The following is a 26,799-nucleotide window of genomic DNA, read 5'->3' on the forward strand; positions in this document are numbered from 1 at the left end:
TGGCTGCGCTCAAGAGTCCGTAGAGACCGCCTAACGCTTTTGGCGACCCCGGTTGAAAGCCGATGCTAAAATGCCGGCTGGTAGAGCGACGGCGGCGATGCCAACGATCGCCAGCAGCGAGGCCACAACCTTCCCGGCCGCTGTGATGGGATAGACATCGCCATATCCAACCGTCGTCAAAGTCGCCACGGCCCACCACATGGCACGGGGGATCGATCCAAACGCTTCTGGTTGAACGTCGCGCTCGACCAAATACATCCCCGTCGCCCCCATAAGAATAAACGCCACAGAGATGAGCGTTGTAAAGGCGAGCTCTTCCCAGCTGTCCCGGAACGCACGCACCACGTCGCGCGTGGCGTCACGAACGAACTTCAACTTTAAAAGCTGGGCCAGTCTCAGCAGGCGCAGCGCGCGGATGGCGGACACATTTTGCGTTAACGCACCGATAAATATCGGTAGCGCCGCAAGAAGGTCGACAATGCCATTGAAAGAAAAGGCATATTTCAGTCTTGGGCGATCCGCGTCCGGAAAGGTCAAATCTGCGACCCAAAGTCGGAGCAGATATTCAATTACAAACACAACCCCGACCACATCAATCGCGACGCGTAAGGCATCGCTATCTGTGAATTCGGTTTTCGCAATAATTAGCCCGATTGAAATCAGAATGATCACAGCGATGAAAACAGCGCCGCGACCTGATTCATTTAGCCAATAGGCAATGCGAGCTTTCATGGTTGATATCCCATCAGACGCACTCGCTTTATTGAGAAAATCCGATCCTGCCTATCGAAACCTATGCCAACAGCGCAGCCAAAATATTTGGCGCAACACCGCTATGTGCGGCGCGGTAAACATCACCGCGTTTTTCCTATAGAACCGTGACCAGACCCTCGCCGACCCGATTAGCCGCCGTCACGGCCAGCCGCAAAGCCTCCATCAAAGAAGGCGCGACGAGGATGGGGCAATAACCGCGATGATATTTATGAGACGCCGCACCAGGTCGCGGCAGAGCATTCACCCACATTATCGGGGCCATTCTTCATGACCCCGATAATGTGGGTCGAGTCGCTACTGATCCAAGAAGCTCCGCAATTTGCGGGAACGAGACGGGTGTTTCAGCTTGCGTAGCGCTTTCGCTTCAATCTGACGAATGCGTTCGCGAGTCACGCTGAACTGCTGACCGACTTCTTCGAGTGTGTGGTCAGTGTTCATGCCGATCCCGAAGCGCATACGTAGCACGCGTTCTTCGCGTGGCGTCAGCGACGCCAGAACCCGCGTTGTAGTTTCGCGTAGATTAGACTGGATCGCAGCTTCAATCGGCAGAATCGCATTACTGTCTTCGATGAAGTCACCGAGCTGGCTGTCTTCCTCGTCACCAATCGGTGTCTCAAGGCTGATTGGCTCCTTGGCGATCTTCATCACCTTACGAACCTTCTCCAGCGGCATAGACAGCTTGGCGGCAAGCTCTTCCGGCGTCGGCTCACGGCCGATTTCGTGCAGGATTTGACGGCTCGTGCGCACGATCTTGTTGATCGTCTCGATCATGTGGACCGGAATCCGGATCGTCCGCGCCTGATCCGCGATAGAGCGCGTAATCGCCTGACGGATCCACCACGTCGCATAGGTCGAGAACTTGTAACCGCGACGATATTCGAACTTATCGACCGCTTTCATCAGGCCAATATTGCCCTCTTGGATGAGATCCAAGAACTGCAGGCCGCGATTGGTGTATTTTTTCGCAATCGAGATCACGAGGCGCAGATTGGCCTCGACCATTTCCTTCTTGGCCTGACGCGCTTCGCGCTGACCCTTTTGGACGGTTTGAACAATGCGGCGGAACTCATCGACAGGCACGCCAGTTTCTTTCGCCATTTCGGCGATCTCAGCTCGAATTGTCTCAATTGTACCGCTCTCACGACCGATAAAGCGGTCCCAAGCATCAGATTTGCCCAATTGATCATCCAACCAGCTCGGGTTGAGCTCAGCGCCAAGATAGGCAGCGAGAAACTCTTGCCGTGGTACGCCGTTGCCGTCAGCCAAACGCATCAAGCGGCCTTCGAGCGAAATAAAGCGCTTATTAATGTGGAAGAGCTGTTCGACCAGCGCTTCGATCCGAGCATTATTGAGCTGCAGGCCTTTGATCTCTTCAACGATCCGGTCCGAAATTTCTTCATACTCAGCCCGTTGCGGCGCGCGCAGTTTCTTGCCTTTGAGACGCGCAGAAATGATCATTTGCTGCAGCTTCTGGAAGCGCGTGAAGTCTTCCGAAATCCGGTCGAGCTTCTCCATGATGTCTTCGCGCAAGGCCGCTTCCATCGCAGCCATGGAGAGGTTGGTTTTATCCTCTTCCTCATCCGTATCGTCTTCGATGGGCTTCTCGCCCGGCGCATAATTGCGTTCCGGCAGCTTGAGCTTACGCTCTTCCGCAAGACTCGGTAGATCGCCCTCTTGGGCTTCTAGTTCACCTTTTTCGATTTTCTCACGACGCACAGCGAGGTGCGAACGGTCTTCCTGAACATTGCCGATAGAGCGGTTATAAGTCGTATCGAGATCGATAATGTCACGCAGCAGAATCGCACCATCAGCAAGTTCGTCGCGCCAGATCATCAGAGCTTCAAAGGTAAGCGCGCTTTCGCACAGCCCTTTGATCATCGTATTGCGACCAGCCTCGATCCTCTTGGCGATGGCGATTTCGCCTTCGCGCGATAGCAGTTCAACCACGCCCATTTCGCGCAGATACATGCGTACTGGATCGTCAGTACGGTCGAGTTCTTCTTTGGAGTTTCCGCCTTTGACGGCTGTGGTCTCAGTCCGCGCTAACGTCTTGGAGCCCAGCGTTTCCTCTTCCTTCTCCTCATGGACAGAAATGCCCATTTCGGAAAGAGCTGCGAGAACAACCTCAATTTCCTCAGCGGAAATTCCGTTGAGGTCGAGATGCTGGTTCAGCTCCTCGGTGGTGAGTAGACCCGACTTGCGGGCCTTGGTGAGCATGCGCTTGACGTCGAGATTATCGAAGTCGAGACGGCTCTTAGGTTTGGTAGTAACGTCAGTGTTGGACGTCTTAGTATCGGCCTCAGCCATGTAGGTCCGTCTCCTTGCCGCGGTGCCGAAACGTATGACCGTCCAGCCCGCACAAACTCAAACAGCCCTCACATCCGGCATCGGACATTAGGGCCATAGATGGGTTACTCGCGCGCTCGCGTCTGAGCACGCATGAGGCGATGCATCGCCTCAGCATTATCCTTACGAATAGTCTCGGCCATCCTCGACCGTGCATCGGTGGAACCTGCGTCTGTTCGGGCGTTGTCCATAAAGGTGCCGGCTTCACTCATCCAGATAGCCGCGCGATCGCCGTTTTCCGCATTCGCACCCCCCAAGGCAGCCGTGATCAGCGTCCGCCGGGACAGGATGGTGCGTAATTCCTCCTCCAATCCGTCTTCTGACATATGCGCATGCAACCCGGTGATTTCAACCGCTTTTGTCTGACGCCAATAGCGCAAAATTGATCGTTGCAAGGCCACGTGCGCTGGATCGTCAAACTCCAGGCCAAAGACGGTCTCATCGACCTCGGAAAGTAGCTCTGGAAACAGAACGATGCCGCCGATCAGGGTCTGCGCCTGCCGCGAATTGCGGGACAGTTTGGCAGCACCCGCTGCAACCAGTGCCTTATCTGCCTTTTTTTCACGCGGCTTGCTGCGATTCGGCGTCCAGACGCGCCCGAACTGCTTATCAAACCGACCGATCAGACTAGCTTCATAGAGCTCGCGTACTGTCGGATCCTTGATCTCACGAAGCGCGTCATAGAGCCGGGATTTCAACCCAGCTTTGGCTTCCGGAGTATTCAGAGGCTCTTTCTCGGCCTCACGGCGCCACAACATATCGACCAGCGGAACGCTGCGTTCCAGCAGGGCTTGAAAGGCAGGAGCGCCCTTCGCTTGGATCAGATCATCGGGGTCTTGGCCTTCCGGCATCATCACGAAACGCAGACTCTGACCGGGCTTTAGTAGCGGCAAAGCGCGTTCGATTGAGCGGTAGGCGGCCCGCAGCCCCGCCTTGTCCCCATCAAAACAGAGATAGCCATCCGGCCCGGCGCGCCAAAGCAGGGCGAGTTGGTCTTCTGTGAGCGCCGTCCCCATCGGCGCGACGGCATGACGAAATCCAGCGCGGCTGAGCGCGATGACGTCCATATAGCCTTCGGCCACGATCATCCCTCGAGCCCCATTATTCGGGTCCAGCAGAGCAGCGCGCGCGCGGTGATAATTGTAGAGAAGTTGACCTTTGGAAAAGAGCCTTGTTTCGGGCGAGTTGAGATATTTCGCCTTCGCGTCTTTCTCCATCGCGCGACCGCCAAACGCGACCAATCGCCCGCGGCTGTCATGGATCGGGAACATGATGCGGTTGCGGAACCGGTCCCAGCTGCCCCGGCTTTTATCGTCGGGTTCGATCAACAAACCTGCTTCGATCAGCTGGCGTTCCTCTGCCCCTTCCCGAATCAGATTGTCCTTAAGTGAGGAAAAACTGTCTTCGGCGAAGCCCATACCGAACTGTTTCGCTGCCGTTTGGGTCAGACCCCGGCTTTTAAGATATTCGCGAGCCGCCTCCCCCGGGGCACGGTAGAGTGTCTTTTCAAAATGATCAGCGGCACGCTCCATCCAACTGATCGCCGCTTTGCGTTCTTTCGCCCTCTCTTCGGCTTGAGGATCGGCGCGTGGCAATTCCATGCCCGCCATTTGGGCTAGCTGCTCCACCGCTTCGGGGAAGCTAAGACCTTGGACCTCCATCAAAAAGCTGATCGCATCGCCATGCTTTCCGCTGGAAAAACAGTGGTAAAACCCCTTTTGATCATTGACGAAGAAGGACGGAGATTTTTCGTTTGTGAAGGGCGATAAACCTGCGAACTCTCGCCCTTGCCTTCGCAGTTTCACATGTTTTCCGATCACATCCGAGGGCCGGATGCGGGATTTCAGATCTTCAAGAAAGGCTTCGCCGAAACGCACGACCCAGAACTACCGCAGAAGTCAGCGCATAGCGAGTCAGGCCACCATATGTTTCGGTATCCCGGCATTGGGTGTGAACCCATAGAGCGGCTCACCTGGCAAACCCTCTTCGAGGAAGCGGCGGCAGGCGATCAGCTTATTCATATTGATCCCAGTCTCGACACCCATCGCGTGAAACATCTGCACCAAATCCTCAGTCACGATATTGCCGCTTGCGCCCGGAGACGAGGGGCAACCACCGAGCCCGCCGAGCGAGCTATCAAACGTCTCTATCCCCTCTTCCCATGCCGCAAACGCGTTGGCGAGGCCTTGACCATAGCTATTATGCAAATGAACTGACTTAACCTTGTCAGCACCCGCCACCTCGCGCGTGCGACGGATCAGGCGTTTGACCTGAACCGGGTTCGCGTACCCAACTGTGTCGGACAGGCCGAGTTCATCGACGCCAGCCTCGATCAGTCGTTCAGCCAGACGCAACACCGTCTCTTCAGAAATCACGCCTTCAATCGAACACCCAAAGGCTGTCGACAAAGCGCCCTCAAAGGACGGACGTTGGTCTTTTGGTTGCGTAGCAATTAAGGCCGCGATTTGGCGGACATTTTGCACGGCCTGATCATGGGTCTGGCGCAAATTCTTCTTCGAATGCGTTTCGGAGACGGACAGCGGAAAGCCCATCGCATCGACGCCCGCCGCAATCGCAGCCTGCGCCCCGCGTAGATTGGGCACCAAGGCCAGCACACGCAACCCTGGCAAAGTTTTGGCGTGAGCCACCATCTCTGCCGTATCGGCCAGTTGCGGAAATAGTTTAGGCGGCACGAAACTTCCGACCTCAATCTCTCTGACACCCGCCTCATACAGAGCCGTGATCCAGCGTGCCTTCATATCAGTCGGCATCACACCGCGGCAATTTTGCAAACCATCGCGCGGACCGACTTCAGAAATGGTGATCTTATTGAGCATATTACGCTATTCCTCCGCCTGACGGCTATACGAGTTGAGCAAACGCAAGATAAGCACGACCAATATTACGTGAAAGGCTCATCATGACTGACTCGACATCCCCTTCGACCATGATTCGCTCTGACAAGACCGCGCGCGAGATTTTCGAGGATATCCGCGCCAACCCGGCTCGCGCTCGGTTTGGATTTGGCGAACGGGTCGCCATCGTGAATGTCGATCCGCAAAAAAGCTATACCCGCCCCGACCTCTATAAGACGGCCTATGTCACCGATCCCCGCCAGATGGAGCATATAGACCGGATTAGCCGTAAAGCACGTGACAAGGGGCTGCCCGTGATCTGGACCCATGTCGCCTATATGGATAATGCGGCCGATGCCGGGGTTTGGGGCACGCGCACCGATACGCCCGACAGCCTGCAAAACATCAAATTTGACAGCGACCGGACAGAATTTGACGACCGTTTACACATCGATCGTGCGGTTGACGCCGTCTACACCAAGCGGATGCCGAGTGCTTTTTTCGAGACACCGCTCGCGAGTTTTCTACGTTGGCACAAAATAGATACCGTCGTGATCACGGGCGGCAGTACATCAGGCTGCGTGCGCGCCACGGCAGTCGATAGTTTGTCCTACGGCTTCCGCACCATCGTCCCGATCGAATGCGTCGCCGACAAACATGAGAGTTACCATTTCGCCAATCTAACTGACCTGCTGATCAAATATGCAGATGTTGTAGATGTGGCAGAGGTCGATGCGTGGTTGGAAGCGTACACACCTTGAACTCTGAACTTAAAAACGATCCCGAATACTCGGCGTCCTTGAATGGATTGCAAACCGCAAGTGAAGCTTTCGGTGAGCATCAGGCAACAGGCGTATTCATTCCGCACTTCCCAGAATCATGGTTCGAACGAAGCTCGTCGCTCAAAAAAATAATATGGTGCGGCAGCGCGACGCGTAAATGGGGGGAATGTGGAGCCTTAGACCATTGTCGAACACCGGAGTTTTACGATGACGACCCTAATGACAAAGACAGACACGCTATTTCCAAATCGATATTTTGGCGGACTATGCGTTCGGTCGGATGTCACCTAGAAAAAAGCGTTACGAGTTTTGACCCAGAGTTAAAATACTCGAAGCACAACCAACCAGAGACCGTTGTTTGGTCGAACGTTTTTAGAGTTGGCGGCCCCAATGGGGAGCCTTCAAGGAGATTACAGCAAGCCCAAATACAAGATTGTATAGCGTGTCTGAAACGGGAAATTCATTTGGCAAAACCGAACGCCGTCATATTTCACACAGGTTATCTTTCGACCAATTTTACCCAAGCCTATTTTGGGGCACAGGATGTCGGTGAGGATATTCCCGGCTGCGATGGTCGAGTAGGAGTTTACGCGCAGGCCAAAACGACTGTTCCGCACATTTGGATGACCCGGCATACAAAACATACGGATCAGATAAGAATTTCCGATGCTTTAGCCGCACTAAATTACGCAGGTGTCTTCAAATGAAACCCGACCCTAACCTCTACGATTACTGGCCCTATGCGGGTCGGCCGAAGATTGTTTGGCCGGGGGGCAAAAAACTCGCCTTCTGGATCGCACCCAATATCGAATTCTACGAATTCATGCCGCCGACCAATCCGCAGCGCCAACCTTGGCCGAACGCCATTCCCAATGTGCAACAATATAGCCAGCGCGACTTTGGCAACCGGGTCGGCCATCAACGATTGATGGAGCTGCTGGATAAATACAGTCTGCGCGGCTCGGTCAGCCTCAATGTCGCACTGTGTGATCATCATCCAGAAATCATCGAGGATTGCGTTGCCCGCGATTGGGAGTTCTTCTCCCACGGAATTTACAATACTCGCTATTCCTACGGCTTATCGCCAGAACAGGAACAGGCCGTTTTAGACGACAGTATCCGTACTGTTGAGAAGGCATCCGGTCAGCGGATTCGCGGCTATCTTGCGCCAGCCCTGACTCACACCGAACACACGCTGGACCTGATCGCGGAGAATGATTTTTGGTATAGTTGCGATCTGTTTCAGGACGACCAGCCACAACCGCTCAAGACCAAGACAGGCAAGCTCGTCTCCATGCCCTATTCGCTCGAGGTCAATGACGTCATCACCTATTCGGTGATGGGGTTTGATCCCGACCGTTATACCGACATGCTCAAGCGGCATTTCGACCAACTGCTAAAAGAAGGCGAGCGGTCGGGTACCGTGATGTGTATCCCGCTTCACGCCTATCTGGTCAGCCAACCGCACCGCATCCGCCCCTTCGAAGCGGCCCTGAAACATATCATGGCGCATCGTGACGATGTCTGGTTCGCGACGGGCCGCGAAATCGCGGAGTATTACCGCGAGCATTATTGGGATCAGGCTATCGCGGACATCGCAGCGCGCGGCGTCGCCACGGGCGGAACGGGGTTCGCGGCGTGACACGGGCATTACTTATCGTCGACGTTCAAGTGGGCATGTATGCTTTCGAGGACTTTCAGCCCTATCGAGGCGGCGCCGTCATCGGTGCCATCAACCGTCTGATTGAAAAAGCCCGCAAAGCCGACCGCCCGGTCATTTTTGTGCGCCACGCAGGCCGTGAAGGACATCCTTTGCAAGCTGGCAGCTCAGGTCATGCGATTGATCCCCGTCTCCACATCAACGACGCAGACCCTATCGTCGACAAATCCCATTGCGTTGCTTTCCGAGGTACGACACTCGTCAAACAATTGACGGCCTTGAACGTCACGGAACTCGTCATCTGCGGATTACAGACTGACCATTGCGTTGACAGCGCTGTAAGGATTGCCGTCGACCGAGGGTATAAGGTCATTATCGCGGCGGACGCCCATACAACATATGACACGGAATACCTCCCCGCGAAGTCGATCATCCAACATCACGAAGCTGTTTGGAGTGATAGTTTCGGATTGGTTCAGCCCGTCGAAAGCATTGAGTTTGCGGCATGATGGATCCAAGCTACCTCACCTACCCCAACCGGAAACAGGGTCAGGATCACAGGCTCTACGACTGGCGGCTATCTCGGGATCGCAAACCTATTCAGTGGGACAATGGCTCCAAGCTCGCGTTGTCCTTCGTCGTTCCGTTAGAGTTCTTCTCGCTCAATCCGTCCGGCGTACCGTTCAAACACCCCGGCGCGATGGCGACGCCCTACCCAGATCTGCGCCACTATACAGTGCGCGATTACGGCAATCGGGTCGGTGTCTACCGCATCCTTGAGGCACTCGGAAAAACACGCGCCGGGTTTGCGGTGAATGCGATGGTCGCGCAGCGCTACTCACCCCTGATGGACTACCTCAAAAGTCATGAGATCATCGCGCACGGCATCTCAACCGATCATATTCATCACGAAGGATTGAGTGAAGCCGAAGAAGACGTGCTCATCCAACAGACGCTTGAAGCCTTGCCCTCAGTCTCCGGCTGGATGAGCCCGGCGCGTAACCAATCCTCACGGACATTGGAACGACTTGGCAAGGCCGGGTTGGATTACTGTCTGGATTGGGAAAATGAAAACGTCCCAGTCGCGACGACCGGTGTGACGCTAGTACCGAACAACTATGAGCTATCGGATTTTACCTTGCTACATACGCGAAGGCAGACCGAGGAGAGTTGGAAGCGTCAGATATTAGAGGCGGTCGATTTCCTTGCTTCAGAACATGACCGCTTTGGCGGGCAATCGCTCTGCGTGACGCTCACACCCTATATTATCGGTCAGCCGTTCCGCATAGCGATGCTGACCGCGTTGCTGTCCGATCTTCGCGCGCGCGGCGATGTTACCATCCTGACGCCGGGTGAGGTCGCCTCCCAATTCAAGGCTCAACAATGACCCTTCCGCTCCGACTCCCATTGGCCGGCATCAAAGTCGTCGAATTCTCGCATATGGTGATGGGGCCTGCGGCCGGATTGATGCTCGCCGACCTTGGCGCAGACGTCATCAAGGTGGAGCCGATTGGGGGCGACAAAACACGGCGTTTGCGCGGCGCCGGCGCGGGCTATTTCCCAATGTATAACCGCAATAAGCGCTCCATTGCTGTCGATCTAAAATCGGATGCGGGCCGCGATGCCGTGCTTAAACTGATCGACGCCGCCGATGTCTTCATCGAGAACTTTCGTCCCGGCGCCTTGGACAAGTTGGGTTTCGGCTGGGACGCCGTCAAAGCGCGGAATGATCGTCTGATCTATTGCTCAGAAAAAGGGTTTCTCGACGGTCCCTATGAACACCGTACAGCGCTGGACGAAGTCACGCAGATGATGGGCGGCCTTGCCTATATGACAGGACCACCGGGGCGCCCCTTGCGCGCTGGCTCTTCTATCATCGATGTCACGGGGGGCATGTTTGGCGCGATGGGTGTGCTCGCTGCGCTGTATGAGCGCGAACAGAGCGGCAAGGGCAAACGTATTACGGCGTCTCTGTTCGAAACCACCGTCTTCCTTGTCGGGCAGCATATGGCGCAGAAGTCCGTCACCGGACAGGTCGCCGCGCCGATGCCCGCCCGCACCTCGGCATGGGCGATCTATCAACTCTTCGACACAAAGGACGGCGAGCAAGTCTTCGTGGGTGTTGTGTCAGACGGACAGTGGAAAACGCTCTGTAATGCGTTTGGCTTAGAGCATCTGTTGAACGACCCGGACTTGGTCGAAAACCGAGACCGTGTGATCCACAAAGACAAATTCCTACCAGAAATCGAAGCGGCCTTCAAAGCACTGACGAAAGCTGACCTGATGGAGAAAATCGAGCATCTAGGTTTACCGTTTGCACCGATTGGCAAGCCCGAAGACATGTTCGACGACCCGCATTTGAATGCCTCTGGTGGATTGCTAGAGATGGAACTGGACGACGGTCAAATCGCTAAGCTGCCCGCCCTCCCCGTCGCTTTGGACGGCGAACGCGTCGGCCTCCGCTATAACCCACCCAAAGTCGGCGAACATACGGATGCCGTGCTACGGGAAGCCGGATTGTCAGATACGCAGATTAGCGAAATGCGCGAGGGCGGCTTGGTCGCCTAAGCGATGTCAACTTTCGGAAAACCGCCAGCCCGACTGACCATACCCGGCAGTTGTTTCTCCATGACTTTGGAGAGCCAGTGGGCCGTTTCGATAATGGCATTGAGGTCGTAACCCGTCGCGTAACCCGCGCGTTCCAACATATAGACCACGTCTTCGGACGGCACGTTTCCGGTCGCATTGGGCGCAAATGGGCAGCCGCCAATGCCGCCAATCGAAGCATCTATCGTAGTCACGCCAGCCTGAATGGCTGCATGCACGTTTGCGAGCCCGGTATTGCGCGTATTATGGAAATGGGCACGCATGGATAGATGCGGCAATTCCCTTGCGACCCGCTCAAACATTGAACTGACTTGCCACGGATTGGCGACACCGATTGTATCGGCAATTGCGACTTCTTCAAATCCCGCATCAGCAAAACGGTGAACCATGCTGATCACTGTGTCTTCAGCGATTTCGCCTTCGAACGGACAACCGAAAGCCGTCGCAATTGTGACATTAAATGCACGATCAGCCGTCTGTGCTTTTTCTGACATGTCGCAGGCCATTTCGACAGACTCGTCTCGGGTCTGGTTTTGATTTTTTGTCGCGAAAGTGTCGCTCGCAGCCGCGACCAATCCCAGCTCATGAACATCCGTTTTTAGCGCCCGGTCCACTCCCCGTTCATTCATGACCAGCCCGATGAAAGTTGCGTCTGTGTCGCGCGGGAGGCCCGCGATGACGGCTTCCGCATCTGCCATTTGCGGAACATATTTCGGGTGGGCAAAGCTCGCCACTTCAATCCGCTTAGCCCCAGCCGAAAGAGCGCGACCAATTAGGTCGAGCTTTTCTGCTGTCGAGAACATACGCGCTTCGTTTTGCAATCCGTCGCGAGCGGTGACGTCTAGGATTTCGATGGTTCGCATCGGCCCGTCCATCTAGAGGCTCATCCCGCCATCGACGTCAATCGCCGCGCCGGTGATAAAACTCGCTTCGTCAGACGCGAGAAAGGCAGCAAGCGCCGCCACTTCGTCCGCACGACCATAGCGGCCCAAGGCTGTCATCTGCTGCATCATATCAGAGAATTGACCATCTGCCGGATTCATATCCGTGTCGATAGGCCCCGGTTGAATCGCGTTCACACGAATATTTCGCGGTCCAAGGTCGCGCGCCCAGCCTTTGGTCATCGCAGTCACAGCCGCTTTGGTCGCGCCATAAACTGCCCCACCTGGCGCGGGCATTCTGTGAGCATTAATGCTACTCATCACAATCACGGATCCACCCTCTTTAAGTAACGGAATCGCGGCGTGGGTGCCGGCATAGACGCCGTCCACATTGACTTTGAACAGCCGACGAAACTCTTCAAACCCAGTCTTTGAGACATGGCCCATGCTCGCAATCCCAGCATTATGGACCAGAATATCGATACCGCCCTGCTTGGCGGCAACATCCAAATAAGCTTGCGCCGAAGTCGGATCGGAGGCGTCGGCTTTAACGGCAACAGCCGTTCCGCCCGCCGCAGAAATCGACGCAACCACATCATCGGCTGCGCCAGAACTGCTATTATACGTCAAAATCACGCTCGCCCCGTCGGCGGCTAAGCGTTTGGCAACAGCCGCGCCGATGCCGCGCGATCCACCCGTTACGATCGCCACTTTTCCGCTCAAATCATAGCTCATTACGTGTCTCTCCAATTTCCGTTCGAGCATCACCTAACACAAAAAAGGCCGCTCTAAAGAGCGGCCTTTTCACATCATATTGATGGAGTGATTTAGCCATCGAGTTCAACACTGTGTGGATAGGGAATAGTGATGCCGTTTTTGTCGAATGCTTCTTTGATCGACTTCTTCAGATCAAAATTGACGTCCCAATAATCGGCAGCATCGCACCAGACCCGGCTTTGAATATCGACTGAACTTTCGTTCAGGGTCACCACCTTAGCCCAAGGCGCCTCGGGCGTTTTTAGGACTTTCGGATGAGCATTGGCGACGTCGTTGATGATCTTGATCGCCTTGTCGATATCGTCGTCATAATGGATACCGTAATCCACATCGACCCGACGCACGCCCATCGACGTGTAGTTTTTGATGGTTGTGCCCCACGCTTCAGCATTGGCAATAATCACTTTGATATTATCGAGCGTGGCGAGTTCCGTCGTAAAAAGATTAATATCTTTCACAATCCCGGCTTCACCCGCGACCTCTACATATTCACCTAGCTTGTAAGGGCGGAACAACATCAACATCACACCCGCCGCGACATTAGACAGAGTGCCCTGCAGCGCGAGACCGATGGCGAGAGTGGCGGCACCGAGCATAGCCACCAGCGAGGCTGTCTCGACGCCGATCTGTGTCACGGCAGTGACGACCACCATTGCGACAACGACATACTTAGCGATTGAAGCCAAAAAGTTGACGAGCGTTTCATCAATACCCGGCGTTTTTTCGAGTGATTTGTGAACTATTTTGTAGATCCAGCCGGCGACTTTAAAACCGATCCAGAGGATTACGAGCGCGAAGAGGATATTCAACACAGCGGGTTGAATGGAGTCCCAAAGACCCATCAAGCCTTCAGCCGAGGTCAATTGCGACCAATCAAAATCAGTTACTGCGGCATCAGCAGGTACATCTATTGCTGGCGGTTGAGTGTCGGACGTTTGTTGCATTGTCGGGTCCCCTAAATGTTTTTTGCCGAGTTATGGACAGAGTTCTGGTCGCGAATTTTCGCGAGTTTATTGATGCGGTTCCAAGCCTTTGAATTCGGCACGGCTTGTCTGATCTTGATGAGGTGCGGATAAGGAATGCCGATGCCTGCGGCATCAAGCTCCGCTTTGACCGGTTGAGAGAGGCTGGCCTTAAGCCCCCTATAATCATCATAGTGGCACCAGACACGCAGCTCTATGTCGACCGAACTGTCGCCGAGATTGACGACCTTCGTCCAAGGGGCTGGGTCTGTGTGAACGCGGGCGTCGGCTGCCGCGGCATTTGCAATCGCGGTCATCGCCACGTCGATATCCGCGTCATAGGAAACGCCGAACACCATATCGAGGCGCCGCACACCATAAGCGCTATGGTTGCGAAGAACCTGCCCCCAGATTTGACCGTTGGGGATTATGATCGCGACATTGTCCCGGGTTTTCATTCGGGTCGCCGTCATCTCAATATCAGTCACAACGCCCTTGATCCCCTGTACTTCAATCTCATCTCCGACGGAGAATGGACGGAAGAATAGCATCATCGCGCCCGCCGCGAGATTAGCGAGCGGACCCTGCAAAACAAAGGCAATGGCGATACCGCTTGCTAGGATCATGCCGGAGAGAGAGGTCGTCTCTATGCCTAAAAAGCTCAACACAGCGAGCGCGACGACGGCGAGAATAGCAGCACGGATTAATCCCGCGATAAAGCGGGTGACAGCCGGATCTGATTTGGGGGCGAGATTGAGAGCGCGGTGAATGGCCCGCGAAACAGCCAGCGAAATCATGTTTCCGATCAGGGCCAGTCCAAGGACGGCCAATCCACGAATGACCCAAGGGATCAACGCTTGCACGAATTCCATAAACGTCATTCTGCTGCCCACCTTCCCTTAACCTGCCTTAAAGACGACCCCATCTGAGCACAAGATGAACGGGTCATCTCGCCCTAAACTCGGACGCAATCCCCAAACAAAAAAGGCCGCTCTGAAGAGCGGCCTTTGATAGTTTGATGAAGCGCTTTGCCTATTCGGCTGCGTCGCCATCCAGTTCCGCTGGGAACGCTTCCAATGGCGCGGCTGCTGCCCGTTCTTCGAGCAGCTTCGTGTCCCGGTCATTGGCGAGCTTCTGATAGCGGCGCAAATTGCCGCCCGTGCCAGCTGGGATCAGACGACCAACAATCACGTTCTCTTTCAGACCTTCGAGCATGTCCTCCTTACCTTGAACCGAGGCTTCCGTGAGGACGCGTGTGGTTTCTTGGAAAGAGGCCGCAGAGATAAAGGAGCGCGTTTGCAGCGATGCCTTGGTGATACCAAGCAGAACCGGTTCAGCCGTGGCTGGACGAGCTTTCTTATTCTCGGCCAGCAGATCCGCATTGTTGGTGTTGAACTCGATCTTATCGAGCTGCTCACCACGGATCATGGACGTATCGCCCGGGTCTGTGACTTCCACCTTCTGCAGCATCTGCCGGACAATCACTTCGATGTGCTTGTCGTTAATCGGCACGCCCTGCAGACGATAAACACCTTGGACTTCGTCGACGAGATACTCGGCCAGAGCCTCAACACCCATAACTTGCAGGATGTCGTGCGGTGCCGGGTTACCATCAACGATGTAATCACCGCGTTTCACCATGTCGCCGTCAGCCACAAGCATGTGCTTGCCTTTTGGCACGAGGAAACTGATCGACTCGCCATCTTCTGTTTCCGGCAGGATCGAGATCTTACGCTTGTTCTTATAGTCGCGCGTAAATTCGATTTTACCGTCCATCTGGGCGATAATCGCGTCATCTTTCGGACGACGGGCTTCGAACAGTTCGGCCACACGGGGCAGACCACCAGTAATGTCGCGCTGGGTCGCGGACCCTTTCGGGATCCGAGCCAGAACAGCACCTGGCTTGACTGTATCGCCGTCATTCAGTGAGAGAATAGCACCGACTGCGAGCATGTAGCGCGCGATGCGGTTCTCACCGAGACTGATGGGTTCGCCGTCAGGACCTTCGATCACCGCTGCAGGCTGAATGTCACCCGACTTGGAGCTGGCACGCCAGTCGACGATCACTTTGCTTGAGATACCCGTATCTTCGTCGGTCTCGTCTTTGGCGGAAACGCCTTCAACGATATCAAGAAGACGCACCTTACCGCCCACTTCTGTGAGGATCGGCATGGTGTATGGGTCCCAATCGGCCAGTTTCGTGCCGTGATTGACCATTGCCCCATTATCGAGCGGCAAGTGTGAGCCGTAATCCACTTTATGAATTTCGAGCGTTTTGCCTTCGGCATTGACGACTTCGAATTCCAGTTTGCGAGATTTGACCACATAGCCGTTTTCAGTCTCAATGACGTCGTTCTCATCATATTTGATGCGACCTTCATTGACGGCTTCGATAACGGATTTGTCGGCCACGGACGCCGTACCACCGATGTGGAAGGTCCGCATCGTCAGCTGTGTACCGGGTTCACCAATCGACTGCGCCGCAATAACGCCGACCGCTTCACCCATATTGACCTTCGTACCACGGGCCAGATCGCGGCCATAACAGGTCGCGCAAATACCAGTGACGGTTTCGCAAGTCAGAGGCGAACGCACGCGAATATTCGCTGCACCGCTTTCGTCGACTTTCACCATGATGTCTTCGTCGACATAGGTGTTTGCTGGATAGAGCAGATCGCCCGTGCGTGGATCATGCATGTCCTCGGCCAGAACGCGGCCCAGAATACGCTCACCCAATGAGACGACAACATCACCGCCATCAACAACAGGCTTGATTTCGATACCCGTCTCGGTGCCGCAATCCTGTTCAGTCACGATACAATCCTGCGCGACGTCAACGAGGCGACGAGTCAGATAACCCGAGTTCGCTGTCTTCAACGCCGTATCCGCAAGACCCTTCCGAGCCCCGTGGGTGGAGTTAAAGTAATCCATCACTGTGAGGCCTTCTTTGAAGTTCGCAGTAATCGGCGTTTCGATGATTTCGCCGGACGGCTTGGCCATCAGGCCGCGCATACCCGCAAGTTGCTTCATCTGGTTCTTAGAACCCCGAGCGCCGGAATCAGCCATCATGAAAATCGAGTTGATGATCTTCCGCGGCTTCGCGGACTCGTCCATCATGGCATCCGCCACGCGGTCGGTACATTTTGACCAAGCATCGACAACCTTGTTGTACTTCTCACCTTTAGTGATCAGGCCGTCAGCATATTGCTGTTCGAAGTCCTTCACGAGCGCTTCGGTCTCAGCGACCAAAGTGTATTTCTCGTCCGGGATGATCATGTCGTCCTTACCGAACGAAATGCCAGCCTTACAGGCTTCACTGAAACCAAGACCCATCATCTTGTCGGCGAAGATCACCGTCGCCTTCTGACCGCCGTGACGGTAAACGATGTCGATCAGTTTCCCGATCTCTTTCTTCGTCAGTTCCTTATTGATGACGGAATAAGGGATGTTGTGGTGCTTAGGCAGGAACTCACCGAGCTTAAGGCGACCTGGTGTCGTCTCGGCCACTTCCATCCGCTCTGTGCCATCGGCGTCGATAACTTTGAAGCGACCCTTCACCTTGGCGTGCAAGGAAACCAGCTTGTTATCTAATGCGGCTTCAACCTCATTGATGTCAGCAAACATCATGCCTTCACCCTTTTCGCCATCGCGCATCAGCGACATGTAGTAGAGACCGAGAACGATATCCTGTGACGGCACAATGATCGGACGACCATTGGCAGGCGAGAGGATGTTGTTGGTTGACATCATCAGAACCCGCGCTTCGAGCTGGGCTTCGATTGACAGCGGCACGTGAACGGCCATCTGGTCGCCATCAAAGTCAGCGTTAAACGCCGCACAAACGAGCGGGTGCAGGCGGATCGCCTTACCTTCTGTCAGTTTGGGCTCAAACGCTTGGATACCAAGACGGTGAAGCGTCGGCGCGCGGTTAAGAAGAACCGGGTGTTCGCGGATAACTTCGTCCAGAATATCCCAAATCTCAGGACGTTCCTTCTCGACCAATTTCTTGGACTGTTTGACGGTCCCTGACAGGCCCTTCGCGTCAAGACGCGAGTAAATAAACGGCTTGAACAGCTCGAGCGCCATTTTCTTCGGCAGACCGCATTCGTGCAGTTTGAGCTCCGGGCCCACTACGATCACGGAACGACCGGAATAGTCCACGCGCTTGCCGAGCAAGTTTTGGCGGAAACGGCCTTGCTTACCCTTAAGCATGTCGGACATGGATTTCAGCGGCCGCTTATTCGCACCCGTGATGGTCCGGCCACGACGGCCATTATCGAACAGAGCATCGACGGACTCTTGAAGCATCCGTTTCTCGTTACGGATGATGATGTCAGGCGCACGAAGTTCGATCAAACGCTTGAGGCGATTGTTGCGGTTGATAACCCGGCGATAGAGATCGTTCAGGTCAGACGTCGCGAAACGGCCCCCATCCAGCGGGACGAGCGGGCGCAATTCAGGCGGAATGACCGGAACAACGGTCAGAACCATCCATTCAGGACGGTTGCCAGACTTCTGGAACGCTTCCAACAATTTCAGACGCTTAGATAGCTTTTTGAGCTTCAGCTCAGACCCGGTCTCGGTCATGTCGAAACGCGTGCGTTCAATCTCAGCAGCGAGGTCAAGGCCACCCAGCATTTCACGTACAGCTTCGGCGCCGATACCAGCCGTGAAGCTATCTTCGCCAAACTCAGCTTGAGCGTCGAGATATTCTTCTTCCGACAGGATCTGGCGTTCGTCGAGCGAGGTCAGGCCCGGCTCAGTTACGACATAGCTTTCAAAATAGAGCACGCGCTCTACTTCTTTAAGTGTCATGTTGAGCATCGTCGCGATACGCGATGGGAGTGACTTCAAGAACCAGATGTGAGCGACCGGTGCGGCCAACTCGATATGGCCCATGCGCTCACGACGCACGCGAGTGACGGTAACTTCGACGCCGCATTTTTCGCAAACGACGCCTTTATATTTCATGCGCTTATATTTGCCGCACAGGCATTCGTAATCTTTGACGGGGCCAAAGATACGCGCACAAAACAGGCCGTCCTTCTCAGGTTTGAAGGTCCGGTAGTTGATGGTTTCTGGCTTCTTGATCTCACCAAATGACCAGCTGAGGATTTTCTCAGGGCTGGCGAGCGAGATGCGGATCCGGTCGAAGGACGGGCCTTCTTGTGCCGGATTGAAGATGTTCATGACCTCTTGGTTCATGGGACTTCCTTTTCAAGTCGGCGTCACCGCGTCCGGATCCGCCTGAAAAATCATATCCCCGACAGTCTGTCGGGGCCTCGGGCGGCAAGGTGCCATCCCGAAAAAGACCCCGGCACAAGGCCGGGGACCAAACTCTTAGCCGTTCGTCAGTTCGACGTTCAGACCCAGCGAGCGGATCTCTTTGACCAGCACGTTGAAGCTTTCCGGAATACCGGCTTCGAAACTGTCATCGCCGCGCACGATGGATTCATAGACTTTCGTCCGACCCGCCACGTCATCTGACTTCACAGTCAGCATTTCCTGAAGCGTGTAAGCCGCGCCGTAAGCTTCCAGAGCCCAGACTTCCATCTCACCGAAGCGCTGACCACCGAACTGCGCTTTACCGCCCAGCGGCTGCTGAGTGACGAGCGAGTATGGGCCAATGCTCCGCGCGTGGATTTTGTCATCCACCAAGTGGTGCAGTTTCAGCAGGTATTTATAACCAACTGTGACCTGACGCGTGAACTGATCGCCTGAGCGACCATCAAACAGCGTCACCTGACCTGAACTATGCAGCCCAGCTTTTTCGAGCATCGTAACGATGTCCGGCTCGCGCGCGCCGTCAAAGACAGGGGTTCCGATTGGCACGCCGCGCGTGACGTTACCGGCCAGCTCGATGATTTCATCGTTCTTGCGCGGTAGAGTGACGTCGTCGCCATAGGCATGCTGCACTGCATCACGAAGCTCTGACATATTGCCATCTTCACGATAGGCTTCCAGCGCTTCATTGATCATGTCGCCGATGCCGGAACAGGCCCAACCGAGGTGGGTTTCCAGAATTTGTCCAACATTCATCCGCGATGGAACGCCGAGCGGGTTAAGCACAATGTCGACGGCTTTACCGTTAGCCAAGAAAGGCATGTCTTCGATCGGGTTGATCTTGGAAATGACACCCTTGTTACCGTGACGTCCGGCCATTTTGTCGCCTGGCTGTAGCTTACGCTTCACCGCCACGAACACTTTGACCATTTTCATCACACCCGGAGGCAGATCATCGCCGCGTTGCAGCTTGTCGACCTTGTCTTCGAAACGTGCATCAAGACGCGCTTTGGAGCTGTCATACTGCTCTTTGAGGGCTTCGAGTTCGCCAATGGCTTTCTCGTCGTCCAGACCGATGCGCCACCAATCAGAGCGTGGGACGTCGTCCAGCGTTTCTTCGGTGATCGGACCTTTCTTAAAGCCACGAGGACCAGACACGGCCGCTTTGCCCATAAGGACAGTGCGGACGTTGCTGTAGATGGAGCGCTCTAGGATGGCGAGTTCGTCATCACGGTCTTTGCCGAGGCTTTCGATCTCTTCACGCTCGATTTGCATCGCGCGCTCATCTTTTTCGACACCCTGACGGTTGAACACACGCACTTCCACGACCGTACCGGACGCACCGGGCGGCAGTTTCAGCGATGTATCGCGAACGTCAGACGCTTTCTCACCAAAGATGGCGCGCAGAAGTTTTTCTTCCGGCGTCATCGGGCTTTCGCCCTTTGGCGTGACCTTACCGACAAGAATGTCGCCAGCGTGCACTTCAGCACCCACAGCCACGATCCCGGCTTCATCAAGATTGCGCAAGCTCTCTTCGCCGACATTCGGAATGTCGCGCGTGATCTCTTCTGGCCCAAGCTTCGTGTCACGCGCCATCACCGAGAACTCCTCAATGTGGAGCGAGGTGTAGACATCGTCGCGCACGATACGCTCAGAAATTAGGATCGAGTCTTCGAAGTTATAGCCATTCCACGGCATAAACGCGACGAGCACGTTCTTACCCAGAGCCAACTCACCGAGGTCAGTCGACGGGCCATCCGCAATGATGTCGCCGGACTTCACTTCATCACCTACTTTGACCAGCGGGCGCTGATTGATGCACGTTGATTGGTTGGAGCGTTGGAATTTCAACAGGTTGTAGATATCCACGCCGGACTTTTTAAGGTCCGTTTCCTTGGTCGCGCGCACAACAATCCGCTTGGCGTCGACTTGTTCGACAATACCTTCGCGTTTTGCTGTCACAGTCGCACCCGAGTCGACAGCCACAACGCCTTCCATACCTGTCCCGACCAGAGGCGCTTCCGCCTTCAGCAGAGGCACGGCCTGGCGCATCATGTTTGATCCCATCAAAGCGCGGTTCGCATCGTCGTTCTCGAGGAACGGGATCAAAGCCGCAGCAACAGAGACGAGCTGCTTGGGTGACACGTCGATGAAGTTCACTTCATCACGTGCAACCGGCAGAACTTCGCCGTTGGCCCGGCAGATAACGAAATCATCAACCAACATGCCGTCATCTGTGACTTTGGCATTAGCTTGCGCCACTGTGTAGCGAGCCTCTTCCATGGCCGACAGATATTCGACTTTATCCTTGAGCTTGCCGTTTTCAACTTTGCGGTATGGGCTCTCAATAAAGCCATATTTGTTGACGCGAGCGTGTGTTGCCAGCGAGTTGATCAGACCGATGTTCGGGCCTTCAGGCGTCTCAATCGGGCAAATCCGACCATAGTGAGTCGGGTGCACATCGCGGACTTCGAAGCCAGCGCGTTCGCGGGTCAGACCACCAGGGCCAAGCGCTGAGAGACGACGCTTATGCGTGATTTCAGACAGCGGGTTAGTTTGGTCCATAAACTGCGACAGCTGCGAAGAGCCGAAGAATTCACGCACCACGGCGGCCGCCGGTTTGGCATTGATCAGATCATGCGGCATGACGGTTTCGATATCGACCGACTGCATGCGTTCTTTGATTGCACGTTCCATCCGCAACAGACCGATACGGTATTGGTTTTGCATCAGCTCACCAACAGACCGGACGCGGCGGTTACCGAGATTGTCGATATCGTCAATCGCGCCAATTCCGTCTTTCAACTTCACCAGTGTGTTGACGACAGCCAGGATATCTTCCTTGCGCAAAACACGGACTTCCGGATCGGCGTCCAGTTCCATGCGCAGGTTCATCTTGACCCGGCCAACAGCCGAAAGGTCATAGCGTTCTTGATCGAAGAAGAGTGAGTTAAACAGATCTTCTGCCGCTTCCGCCGTCGGTGGCTCACCAGGACGCATGACACGATAAATGTCGACCAACGCACCTTCGCGCGAGTCGTTCTTGTCCGCAGCTAATGTGTTCCGGATATACGGTCCGACATTGATGTGATCGATGTTCAGGACTGAAATGTCACCGACACCGGCCTCGTTGATCTGCTCCATCGCATCGTCGCTCAGCTCATCGCCGGCTTCGGCGTAGATTTGACCTGTCTTCATGTTGACGATGTCTTCAGCTACGAAGCGCTCAGCCATTTCCGCATCGGAAATCAGAACCTTCTTCACGCCGTCGTCGACCAATTTCTTGGCGCCACGTTTCGTCAGCTTACGGCCTGCAGGCGCAATGACTTCGCCCGTCGCAGCGTCAACTAGATCACGTTGCAGTTTGCCGCCACGGTAGTCGTCAGCGTTGAACTCACGAGTCCAGCCGCCTTTTTTGGCGTCACGCTTGTAATCAACCGCATCGTAATATTCTTCGAGAATATCTTCACGCGTCATGCCGAGTGCATAGAGCACGGTCGTGGCCGGAAGTTTCCGGCGACGGTCAATCCGCGCATACAGAATATCTTTATGGTCGAACTCAAAGTCGAGCCATGAACCACGGTAAGGAATGATCCGCGCCGAGAAGAGGAACTTGCCAGAGCTGTGGGACTTGCCCTTATCATGGTCAAAGAACACGCCGGGCGAGCGGTGCATTTGTGAAACGATCACACGTTCCGTTCCGTTGACGATGAATGTGCCTTTGTCCGTCATGAGCGGAATATCGCCCATATAGACGTCCTGCTCTTTGATATCCTTGACGGAGCGGGCACCCGTATCGTCGTCAATATCAAACACGACGAGGCGCATTTTCACCTTAAGCGGCGCCGCGAATGTTATGTCCCGTTGCTGACATTCTTCTTCGTCGAACTTTGGCGGTTCAAAGACGAAGGAGACATATTCCAGCACAGCACGATCGGAAAAATCGCGGACAGGAAAGACGGAATTGAAAACACCATTGATGCCTTCATCTTTCCCGCGCTGGGACGGGTCCATATCTTTCTGGAGGAAGTGATCGTAGGAGCTTTTTTGCACCTCGATCAGGTTAGGCATGGAGACAGCCTCAGGGATACGCCCGAAGCTTTTGCGAATACGTTTCTTGCCGGTAAAGGTCAGTGACATGAAAGACACCCTTTAATAATGCGCGGCCAGACGACGAGGGCTGCAGTCCAACGTCGCCGGTCAATTTGTCCGGTTCGGATTATACTGACGACCGGGCGCCAGTTTGAACGGGTGATTTACCTCCCCAGCCCATCGGAGGTGTTCGCGAGCACCGTAAGCGCCCGCGAACGAAGTCGGTAGAAACCTACTTAAGCTCGACAGAGGCGCCGGCAGCTTCCAGCTTCTCTTTAATGTCGTTAGCTTCGGCCTCAGGCACGCCTTCTTTGATGGCTTTTGGTGCACTTTCGACCAGCTCTTTAGCTTCTTTCAGGCCAAGACCTGTGATGGCGCGGACTTCCTTGATGACGGCAATTTTGTTGCCACCGAAGGATGTCATAACGACGTCGAAGTCAGTCTTTTCTTCAGCAGCAGCAGCGTCGCCGCCTGCTGGGCCAGCCATGACAGCAGCAGCTGCCGGCTCAATGCCATACTCATCCTTAAGGATGTCGTTGAGTTCTTTTGCTTCCAAGATAGTCAGTTCGACTAGCTCTTTCGCGAGTTTTTTAACATCAGCCATGATGTAGTTCCTTGAGTTTTATGCCGTCTCGGAAATATCCTTGACGGCGGTTTGGTTCGAGTTTTGCGAGAATGATGTCGTGAAGACTTACGCGGCAGCCTTTTCCTCGATTGTCGCGATCGCGCCGGAGAGGCTCCGAGCGGGCGACATGAGGGCGGAAGTGATATTCGTAGCTTGGCTCAGCAGACGCTGGGCAGCCATTGAAATCAACTCCTCGCGGGACGGCAACTTGGACAGGGCGTCGATCCCAGACGGGTCAAACACTTCCTCTCCCATGAACCCACCGATGATCTTGAAGGCGGACGAGTCCCTTTGGAACTCGACAGCCACCTTCGGTGCACTGATCATGTCTTCGGCCCAGGCAATTGCCACAGGACCTTTGAACATGTTGCCAGCACCTTCGAAGGGCTGATCTTTCAGGGCGATCTTCGCCAGGCGGTTCTTCACAACGCGAATCGTCGCGCCCTGCTCTCTGAGCTTGGCACGCAGTTCCGTCATTTCCGCAACGGTCATGCCCGAATATTCGGCCATCACCACGGATCCGGCTTCCGCGAAGATGCTTTTCAGCTCTTCGACGGCTTCCGCTTTTTGAGTGCGATCCATTTGCGGTCTCCGTTGTTGCGAGGCCCGACACCATTGCCGAACCCCTCTTGGGTGCCCGCTGCACCGTCACATTAGGACGAGGCAACGAACGGTTGTCTGTCCCAAAGCTCGAACCGAACCTTTGCAGACAAATGTCCGCATTGATCTGGTCTTTCGCTCTGTCTGCGCCGGAATTATGGGTCCCGATTGGGCTCCACCGACGGTCTCGGACAGTCTATTCGGCGGACACCCGGAAAAATCCGGACGTCCGCCAAAATCTCTAATTAGACAATATCGGCTGTATCGATCTTGATGCCCGGACCCATTGTGGAGCTGAGCGTGACACGCTTGATAAAGGTACCTTTAGCGCCCGCAGGACGCTCTTTCTGGATTTTAGACAGTAGAAAGTTGACGTTTTCCGCCAGCTTATCTGCATCAAAACTCGCTTTGCCGACACCTGCGTGAACAATACCGGTCTTTTCAGCCCGATATTCAACAGCACCACCTTTAGAATCGCGAACCGCTTGACCAACATTTGGCGTCACAGTTCCGACTTTCGGGTTTGGCATCATGCCTTTGGGGCCCAAAACCTTACCGAGGCGACCGACAAGCGGCATCATGTCCGGTGTCGCGATAACGCGATCAAACGGCATGTCGCCATTCTGGATCATTTCAGCCAGATCGTCTGTGCCGACAATATCAGCGCCAGCTTCGCGAGCTTCGTCAGCTTTCGCATCTTTTGCGAAAACGGCGACGCGAACTGTGCGGCCTGTTCCGTTGGGCAAGTTAGCCACACCACGAACCATCTGGTCCGCATGGCGGGGATCAACACCCAAGTTCAAAGCGACCTCAATGGTTTCATCGAACTTCGCCTTGGCGCTGCCCTTAACCAGATCCACAGCGTCTTTGACGCTATATTCGACTTCGCGGTCGAAGGTCGACAGAGCCGCCTTCATACGTTTGCTTTGCTTTGCCATGATCCTACTCCGTCACCTCGAAGCCCATCGACCGGGCAGAACCCTCGATGATCTTCGTTGCTTGATCCAGATCGTTAGCCGACAGATCGACCATTTTCGCTTCGGCAATCTCACGGCACTGAGCGCGTGTGACTGTTCCGCCAACTTCAATACCTGGATTATTGCCGCCGGACTTTTTGCCCGCCGCTTTTTTCAGATAGTAGCTAGCAGGCGCCGTCTTCGTGATGAAACTGAACGACTTATCGCCGAATACTGTAATGATCGTTGGCGTTGGAATGCCTTTTTCCAGGTCTTCAGTCTTGGCGTTGAACGCCTTTGCGAATTCCATGATATTGACGCCGCGTTGACCCAATGCAGGGCCTAACGGCGGGGATGGGTTGGCCTGACCGGCCGGGATCGTCAGCTTGATATAGCCGCTAATCTTCTTTGCCATGTTCCACTCCTATGGCGGTTGCGCTCAGCAGGATTGCCTTTGCGCGTGTGGAGACCGTGGTGCGAGAACGACTGGACTTAGCCGCCCCTCCCACAGTCAGTATTTGCAAGCGGCGAGACTAGCTCTCCTTCTCCACTTGCGAATAATCGAGCTCAACGGGCGTTCCCTGCCCGAAGATATTGATAAGCACTTTGAGGCGAGCCGCCTCTTCATCGACGCTTTCAACCGTACCGGAGAAACTCTGGAACGGACCGTCGACAACTTTGATCGTTTCGCCAATGTCGAAACTGATCATTGGACGCGCCGCAACCACACCATCTTCGGTTTGGCCGATAATGCGTGCGACTTCTTTTTCCGGAACGGGACGCGGCTTATTGGAGGACCCCAAAAAGCCTGTCACTTTCGGTGAATTCTTGATCAGGTGATACGCTTCGTCAGTGAGATCCACTTTCACCAGCACATAACCGGGGAAGAATTTACGCTCACTCTCGACCTTACGGCCGCGACGCACTTCAATAACAGTCTCGGTCGGCACGAGGATCTCCTCGAACAGATCCGACAGACCCTTAGAGGCCGCATCGCGTTCCAGCGTTTCAGCAACCCGCTTCTCGAAATTCGAGTAGGCCTGAACGATATACCATTGTGCGGCCATTAGGAGGGACTCCCGAAACTCAACACCCACGGCACGACAATGCCGATGAGAAAATCAACCGCAAAAAAGAATACACCCATTATCACCACCATAATCATCACAAGGATGGTGGTCTGACGAGTTTCTTTCCAGCTCGGCCAGACGACCTTGCGGCCTTCTTGCTGAACCTGCGCCAAATACGTTGCCGGAGAGACCTTCGGCGCCACATCTGCGTCTTTCTTGGCTGGATTGCCTTTCGCCATCAGGGCGGTTCCTCGTTTAAACGGCGAAACGCGGAGACCAAAAGAGGTCTCCGCGACACCTGTTTCCCAAACCCTCTATCGGGCTTAGCTATGATTAAGACGTGGCAGGGGCAGAAGGACTCGAACCCTCGACACTCGGATTTGGAATCCGATGCTCTACCAACTGAGCTATACCCCTAAAATCCCTTAATCCGTGATTTTTGAGACGACGCCGGCGCCGACTGTGCGGCCACCTTCGCGGATGGCGAAGCGGAGCTTCTCTTCCATCGCGATCGGGACGATCAGCTCAA

The 26,799-nt window shown here is 54.8% G+C and carries 24 protein-coding genes and 1 tRNA gene; 6 read left to right on the forward strand and 19 right to left on the reverse strand.

From position 1 onward, the window contains the following. Positions 1-30: 30 nt before the first annotated feature. From QQL54_RS07955 to QQL54_RS07975, 5 genes are all read right to left on the reverse strand, one after another. The gene (locus QQL54_RS07955; RefSeq protein ID WP_284389374.1) at positions 31-732 is read right to left on the reverse strand and encodes a potassium channel family protein; all 702 of its coding nucleotides are present in this window, start codon (positions 730-732) and stop codon (positions 31-33) included. 136 nt (positions 733-868) lie between these two features. Beyond that, the gene (locus QQL54_RS07960) at positions 869-1,036 is read right to left on the reverse strand and encodes a hypothetical protein (RefSeq protein WP_284389376.1); all 168 of its coding nucleotides are present in this window, start codon (positions 1,034-1,036) and stop codon (positions 869-871) included. A 32-nt stretch (positions 1,037-1,068) separates the two neighbouring features. Next, positions 1,069-3,081, reverse strand: a complete 2,013-nt coding sequence (gene rpoD / locus QQL54_RS07965; RefSeq protein ID WP_284389378.1) for an RNA polymerase sigma factor RpoD — start codon at positions 3,079-3,081, stop codon at positions 1,069-1,071. A gap of 104 nt (positions 3,082-3,185) precedes the next feature. After that, positions 3,186-4,997 carry a DNA primase gene (gene dnaG, locus QQL54_RS07970; protein WP_284389380.1) on the reverse strand — a complete coding sequence of 604 codons (1,812 nt, stop codon included), beginning with the start codon at positions 4,995-4,997 and terminating at the stop codon, positions 3,186-3,188. Between the two features lie 36 nt (positions 4,998-5,033). Continuing rightward, positions 5,034-5,957 carry a hydroxymethylglutaryl-CoA lyase gene (locus tag QQL54_RS07975; protein WP_284389382.1) on the reverse strand — a complete coding sequence of 308 codons (924 nt, stop codon included), beginning with the start codon at positions 5,955-5,957 and terminating at the stop codon, positions 5,034-5,036. A 110-nt stretch (positions 5,958-6,067) separates the two neighbouring features. Between QQL54_RS07975 and QQL54_RS07980 the strand changes: the two genes are divergently transcribed. From QQL54_RS07980 to QQL54_RS08005, 6 genes are read left to right on the forward strand one after another with little or no spacing between them, the layout of a single operon-like run. Next, entirely contained in the window at positions 6,068-6,736 is a 669-nt protein-coding gene (locus tag QQL54_RS07980; RefSeq protein ID WP_348520724.1) for an isochorismatase family protein, read from the forward strand. Continuing rightward, positions 6,733-7,464, forward strand: coding sequence for a hypothetical protein (locus tag QQL54_RS07985; protein ID WP_284389386.1), 732 nt, complete (start codon positions 6,733-6,735; stop codon positions 7,462-7,464). Before QQL54_RS07980 ends, QQL54_RS07985 begins: the two co-directional genes overlap by 4 nt. Next, positions 7,461-8,399, forward strand: coding sequence for a polysaccharide deacetylase family protein (locus QQL54_RS07990; RefSeq protein WP_284389388.1), 939 nt, complete (start codon positions 7,461-7,463; stop codon positions 8,397-8,399). Before QQL54_RS07985 ends, QQL54_RS07990 begins: the two co-directional genes overlap by 4 nt. After that, entirely contained in the window at positions 8,396-8,926 is a 531-nt protein-coding gene (locus tag QQL54_RS07995; protein ID WP_284389389.1) for a cysteine hydrolase family protein, read from the forward strand. The genes QQL54_RS07990 and QQL54_RS07995 overlap by 4 nt, the downstream gene beginning before the upstream one ends. Further along, positions 8,923-9,804: a polysaccharide deacetylase family protein gene (locus QQL54_RS08000; RefSeq protein WP_284389390.1), complete on the forward strand. Its 882-nt coding sequence runs from the start codon at positions 8,923-8,925 to the stop codon at positions 9,802-9,804. The genes QQL54_RS07995 and QQL54_RS08000 overlap by 4 nt, the downstream gene beginning before the upstream one ends. Further along, on the forward strand, positions 9,801-10,985 hold the full coding sequence (locus QQL54_RS08005) for a CaiB/BaiF CoA transferase family protein (RefSeq protein ID WP_284389391.1): 1,185 nt from the start codon (positions 9,801-9,803) through the stop codon (positions 10,983-10,985). Before QQL54_RS08000 ends, QQL54_RS08005 begins: the two co-directional genes overlap by 4 nt. Here QQL54_RS08005 and QQL54_RS08010 read toward each other — a convergent pair. From QQL54_RS08010 to QQL54_RS08075, 14 genes are all read right to left on the reverse strand, one after another. Continuing rightward, complete coding sequence (locus tag QQL54_RS08010) at positions 10,982-11,887, reverse strand: hydroxymethylglutaryl-CoA lyase (RefSeq protein WP_284389393.1); 906 nt, start codon at positions 11,885-11,887, stop codon at positions 10,982-10,984. The two genes, QQL54_RS08005 and QQL54_RS08010, sit on opposite strands and share 4 nt — an antisense overlap. 12 nt (positions 11,888-11,899) lie before the next feature. Beyond that, positions 11,900-12,640: an SDR family NAD(P)-dependent oxidoreductase gene (locus tag QQL54_RS08015; protein ID WP_284389395.1), complete on the reverse strand. Its 741-nt coding sequence runs from the start codon at positions 12,638-12,640 to the stop codon at positions 11,900-11,902. Positions 12,641-12,732: 92 nt separating this feature from the next. Further along, positions 12,733-13,626 carry a mechanosensitive ion channel family protein gene (locus QQL54_RS08020; protein ID WP_284389397.1) on the reverse strand — a complete coding sequence of 298 codons (894 nt, stop codon included), beginning with the start codon at positions 13,624-13,626 and terminating at the stop codon, positions 12,733-12,735. Positions 13,627-13,637: 11 nt separating this feature from the next. After that, positions 13,638-14,525 carry a mechanosensitive ion channel family protein gene (locus tag QQL54_RS08025; RefSeq protein WP_284389399.1) on the reverse strand — a complete coding sequence of 296 codons (888 nt, stop codon included), beginning with the start codon at positions 14,523-14,525 and terminating at the stop codon, positions 13,638-13,640. A 151-nt stretch (positions 14,526-14,676) separates the two neighbouring features. Then, complete coding sequence (gene rpoC / locus QQL54_RS08030; protein WP_284389401.1) at positions 14,677-18,849, reverse strand: DNA-directed RNA polymerase subunit beta'; 4,173 nt, start codon at positions 18,847-18,849, stop codon at positions 14,677-14,679. A gap of 135 nt (positions 18,850-18,984) precedes the next feature. Beyond that, positions 18,985-23,067: a DNA-directed RNA polymerase subunit beta gene (rpoB, locus tag QQL54_RS08035; RefSeq protein ID WP_284389403.1), complete on the reverse strand. Its 4,083-nt coding sequence runs from the start codon at positions 23,065-23,067 to the stop codon at positions 18,985-18,987. A gap of 184 nt (positions 23,068-23,251) precedes the next feature. Continuing rightward, on the reverse strand, positions 23,252-23,623 hold the full coding sequence (gene rplL / locus QQL54_RS08040; protein ID WP_284389405.1) for a 50S ribosomal protein L7/L12: 372 nt from the start codon (positions 23,621-23,623) through the stop codon (positions 23,252-23,254). Positions 23,624-23,710: 87 nt separating this feature from the next. Beyond that, positions 23,711-24,226 (reverse strand): 50S ribosomal protein L10, encoded by a 516-nt coding sequence (gene rplJ, locus QQL54_RS08045; RefSeq protein ID WP_284389407.1) that lies wholly within the window; start codon positions 24,224-24,226, stop codon positions 23,711-23,713. A gap of 263 nt (positions 24,227-24,489) precedes the next feature. Next, a complete protein-coding gene (gene rplA / locus QQL54_RS08050) occupies positions 24,490-25,182 on the reverse strand; it encodes a 50S ribosomal protein L1 (RefSeq protein ID WP_284389409.1) in 693 nt (230 codons plus the stop codon). A 4-nt stretch (positions 25,183-25,186) separates the two neighbouring features. Next, complete coding sequence (rplK, locus tag QQL54_RS08055; protein ID WP_284389411.1) at positions 25,187-25,615, reverse strand: 50S ribosomal protein L11; 429 nt, start codon at positions 25,613-25,615, stop codon at positions 25,187-25,189. Between the two features lie 118 nt (positions 25,616-25,733). Beyond that, on the reverse strand, positions 25,734-26,267 hold the full coding sequence (nusG, locus tag QQL54_RS08060; RefSeq protein ID WP_284389414.1) for a transcription termination/antitermination protein NusG: 534 nt from the start codon (positions 26,265-26,267) through the stop codon (positions 25,734-25,736). Further along, positions 26,267-26,509, reverse strand: coding sequence for a preprotein translocase subunit SecE (gene secE / locus QQL54_RS08065; RefSeq protein ID WP_284389415.1), 243 nt, complete (start codon positions 26,507-26,509; stop codon positions 26,267-26,269). Before secE ends, nusG begins: the two co-directional genes overlap by 1 nt. Positions 26,510-26,611: 102 nt before the next feature. After that, positions 26,612-26,687, reverse strand: a tRNA-Trp gene (locus QQL54_RS08070). An 8-nt stretch (positions 26,688-26,695) separates the two neighbouring features. Then, on the reverse strand, positions 26,696-26,799 hold a 104-nt coding region (locus QQL54_RS08075; RefSeq protein WP_284389417.1), incomplete at its 5' end, for an EF-Tu C-terminal domain-related protein.

The organism is Algimonas ampicilliniresistens, from assembly GCF_030159955.1.
In the GTDB taxonomy this organism is placed as follows: domain Bacteria; phylum Pseudomonadota; class Alphaproteobacteria; order Caulobacterales; family Maricaulaceae; genus Litorimonas; species Litorimonas ampicilliniresistens.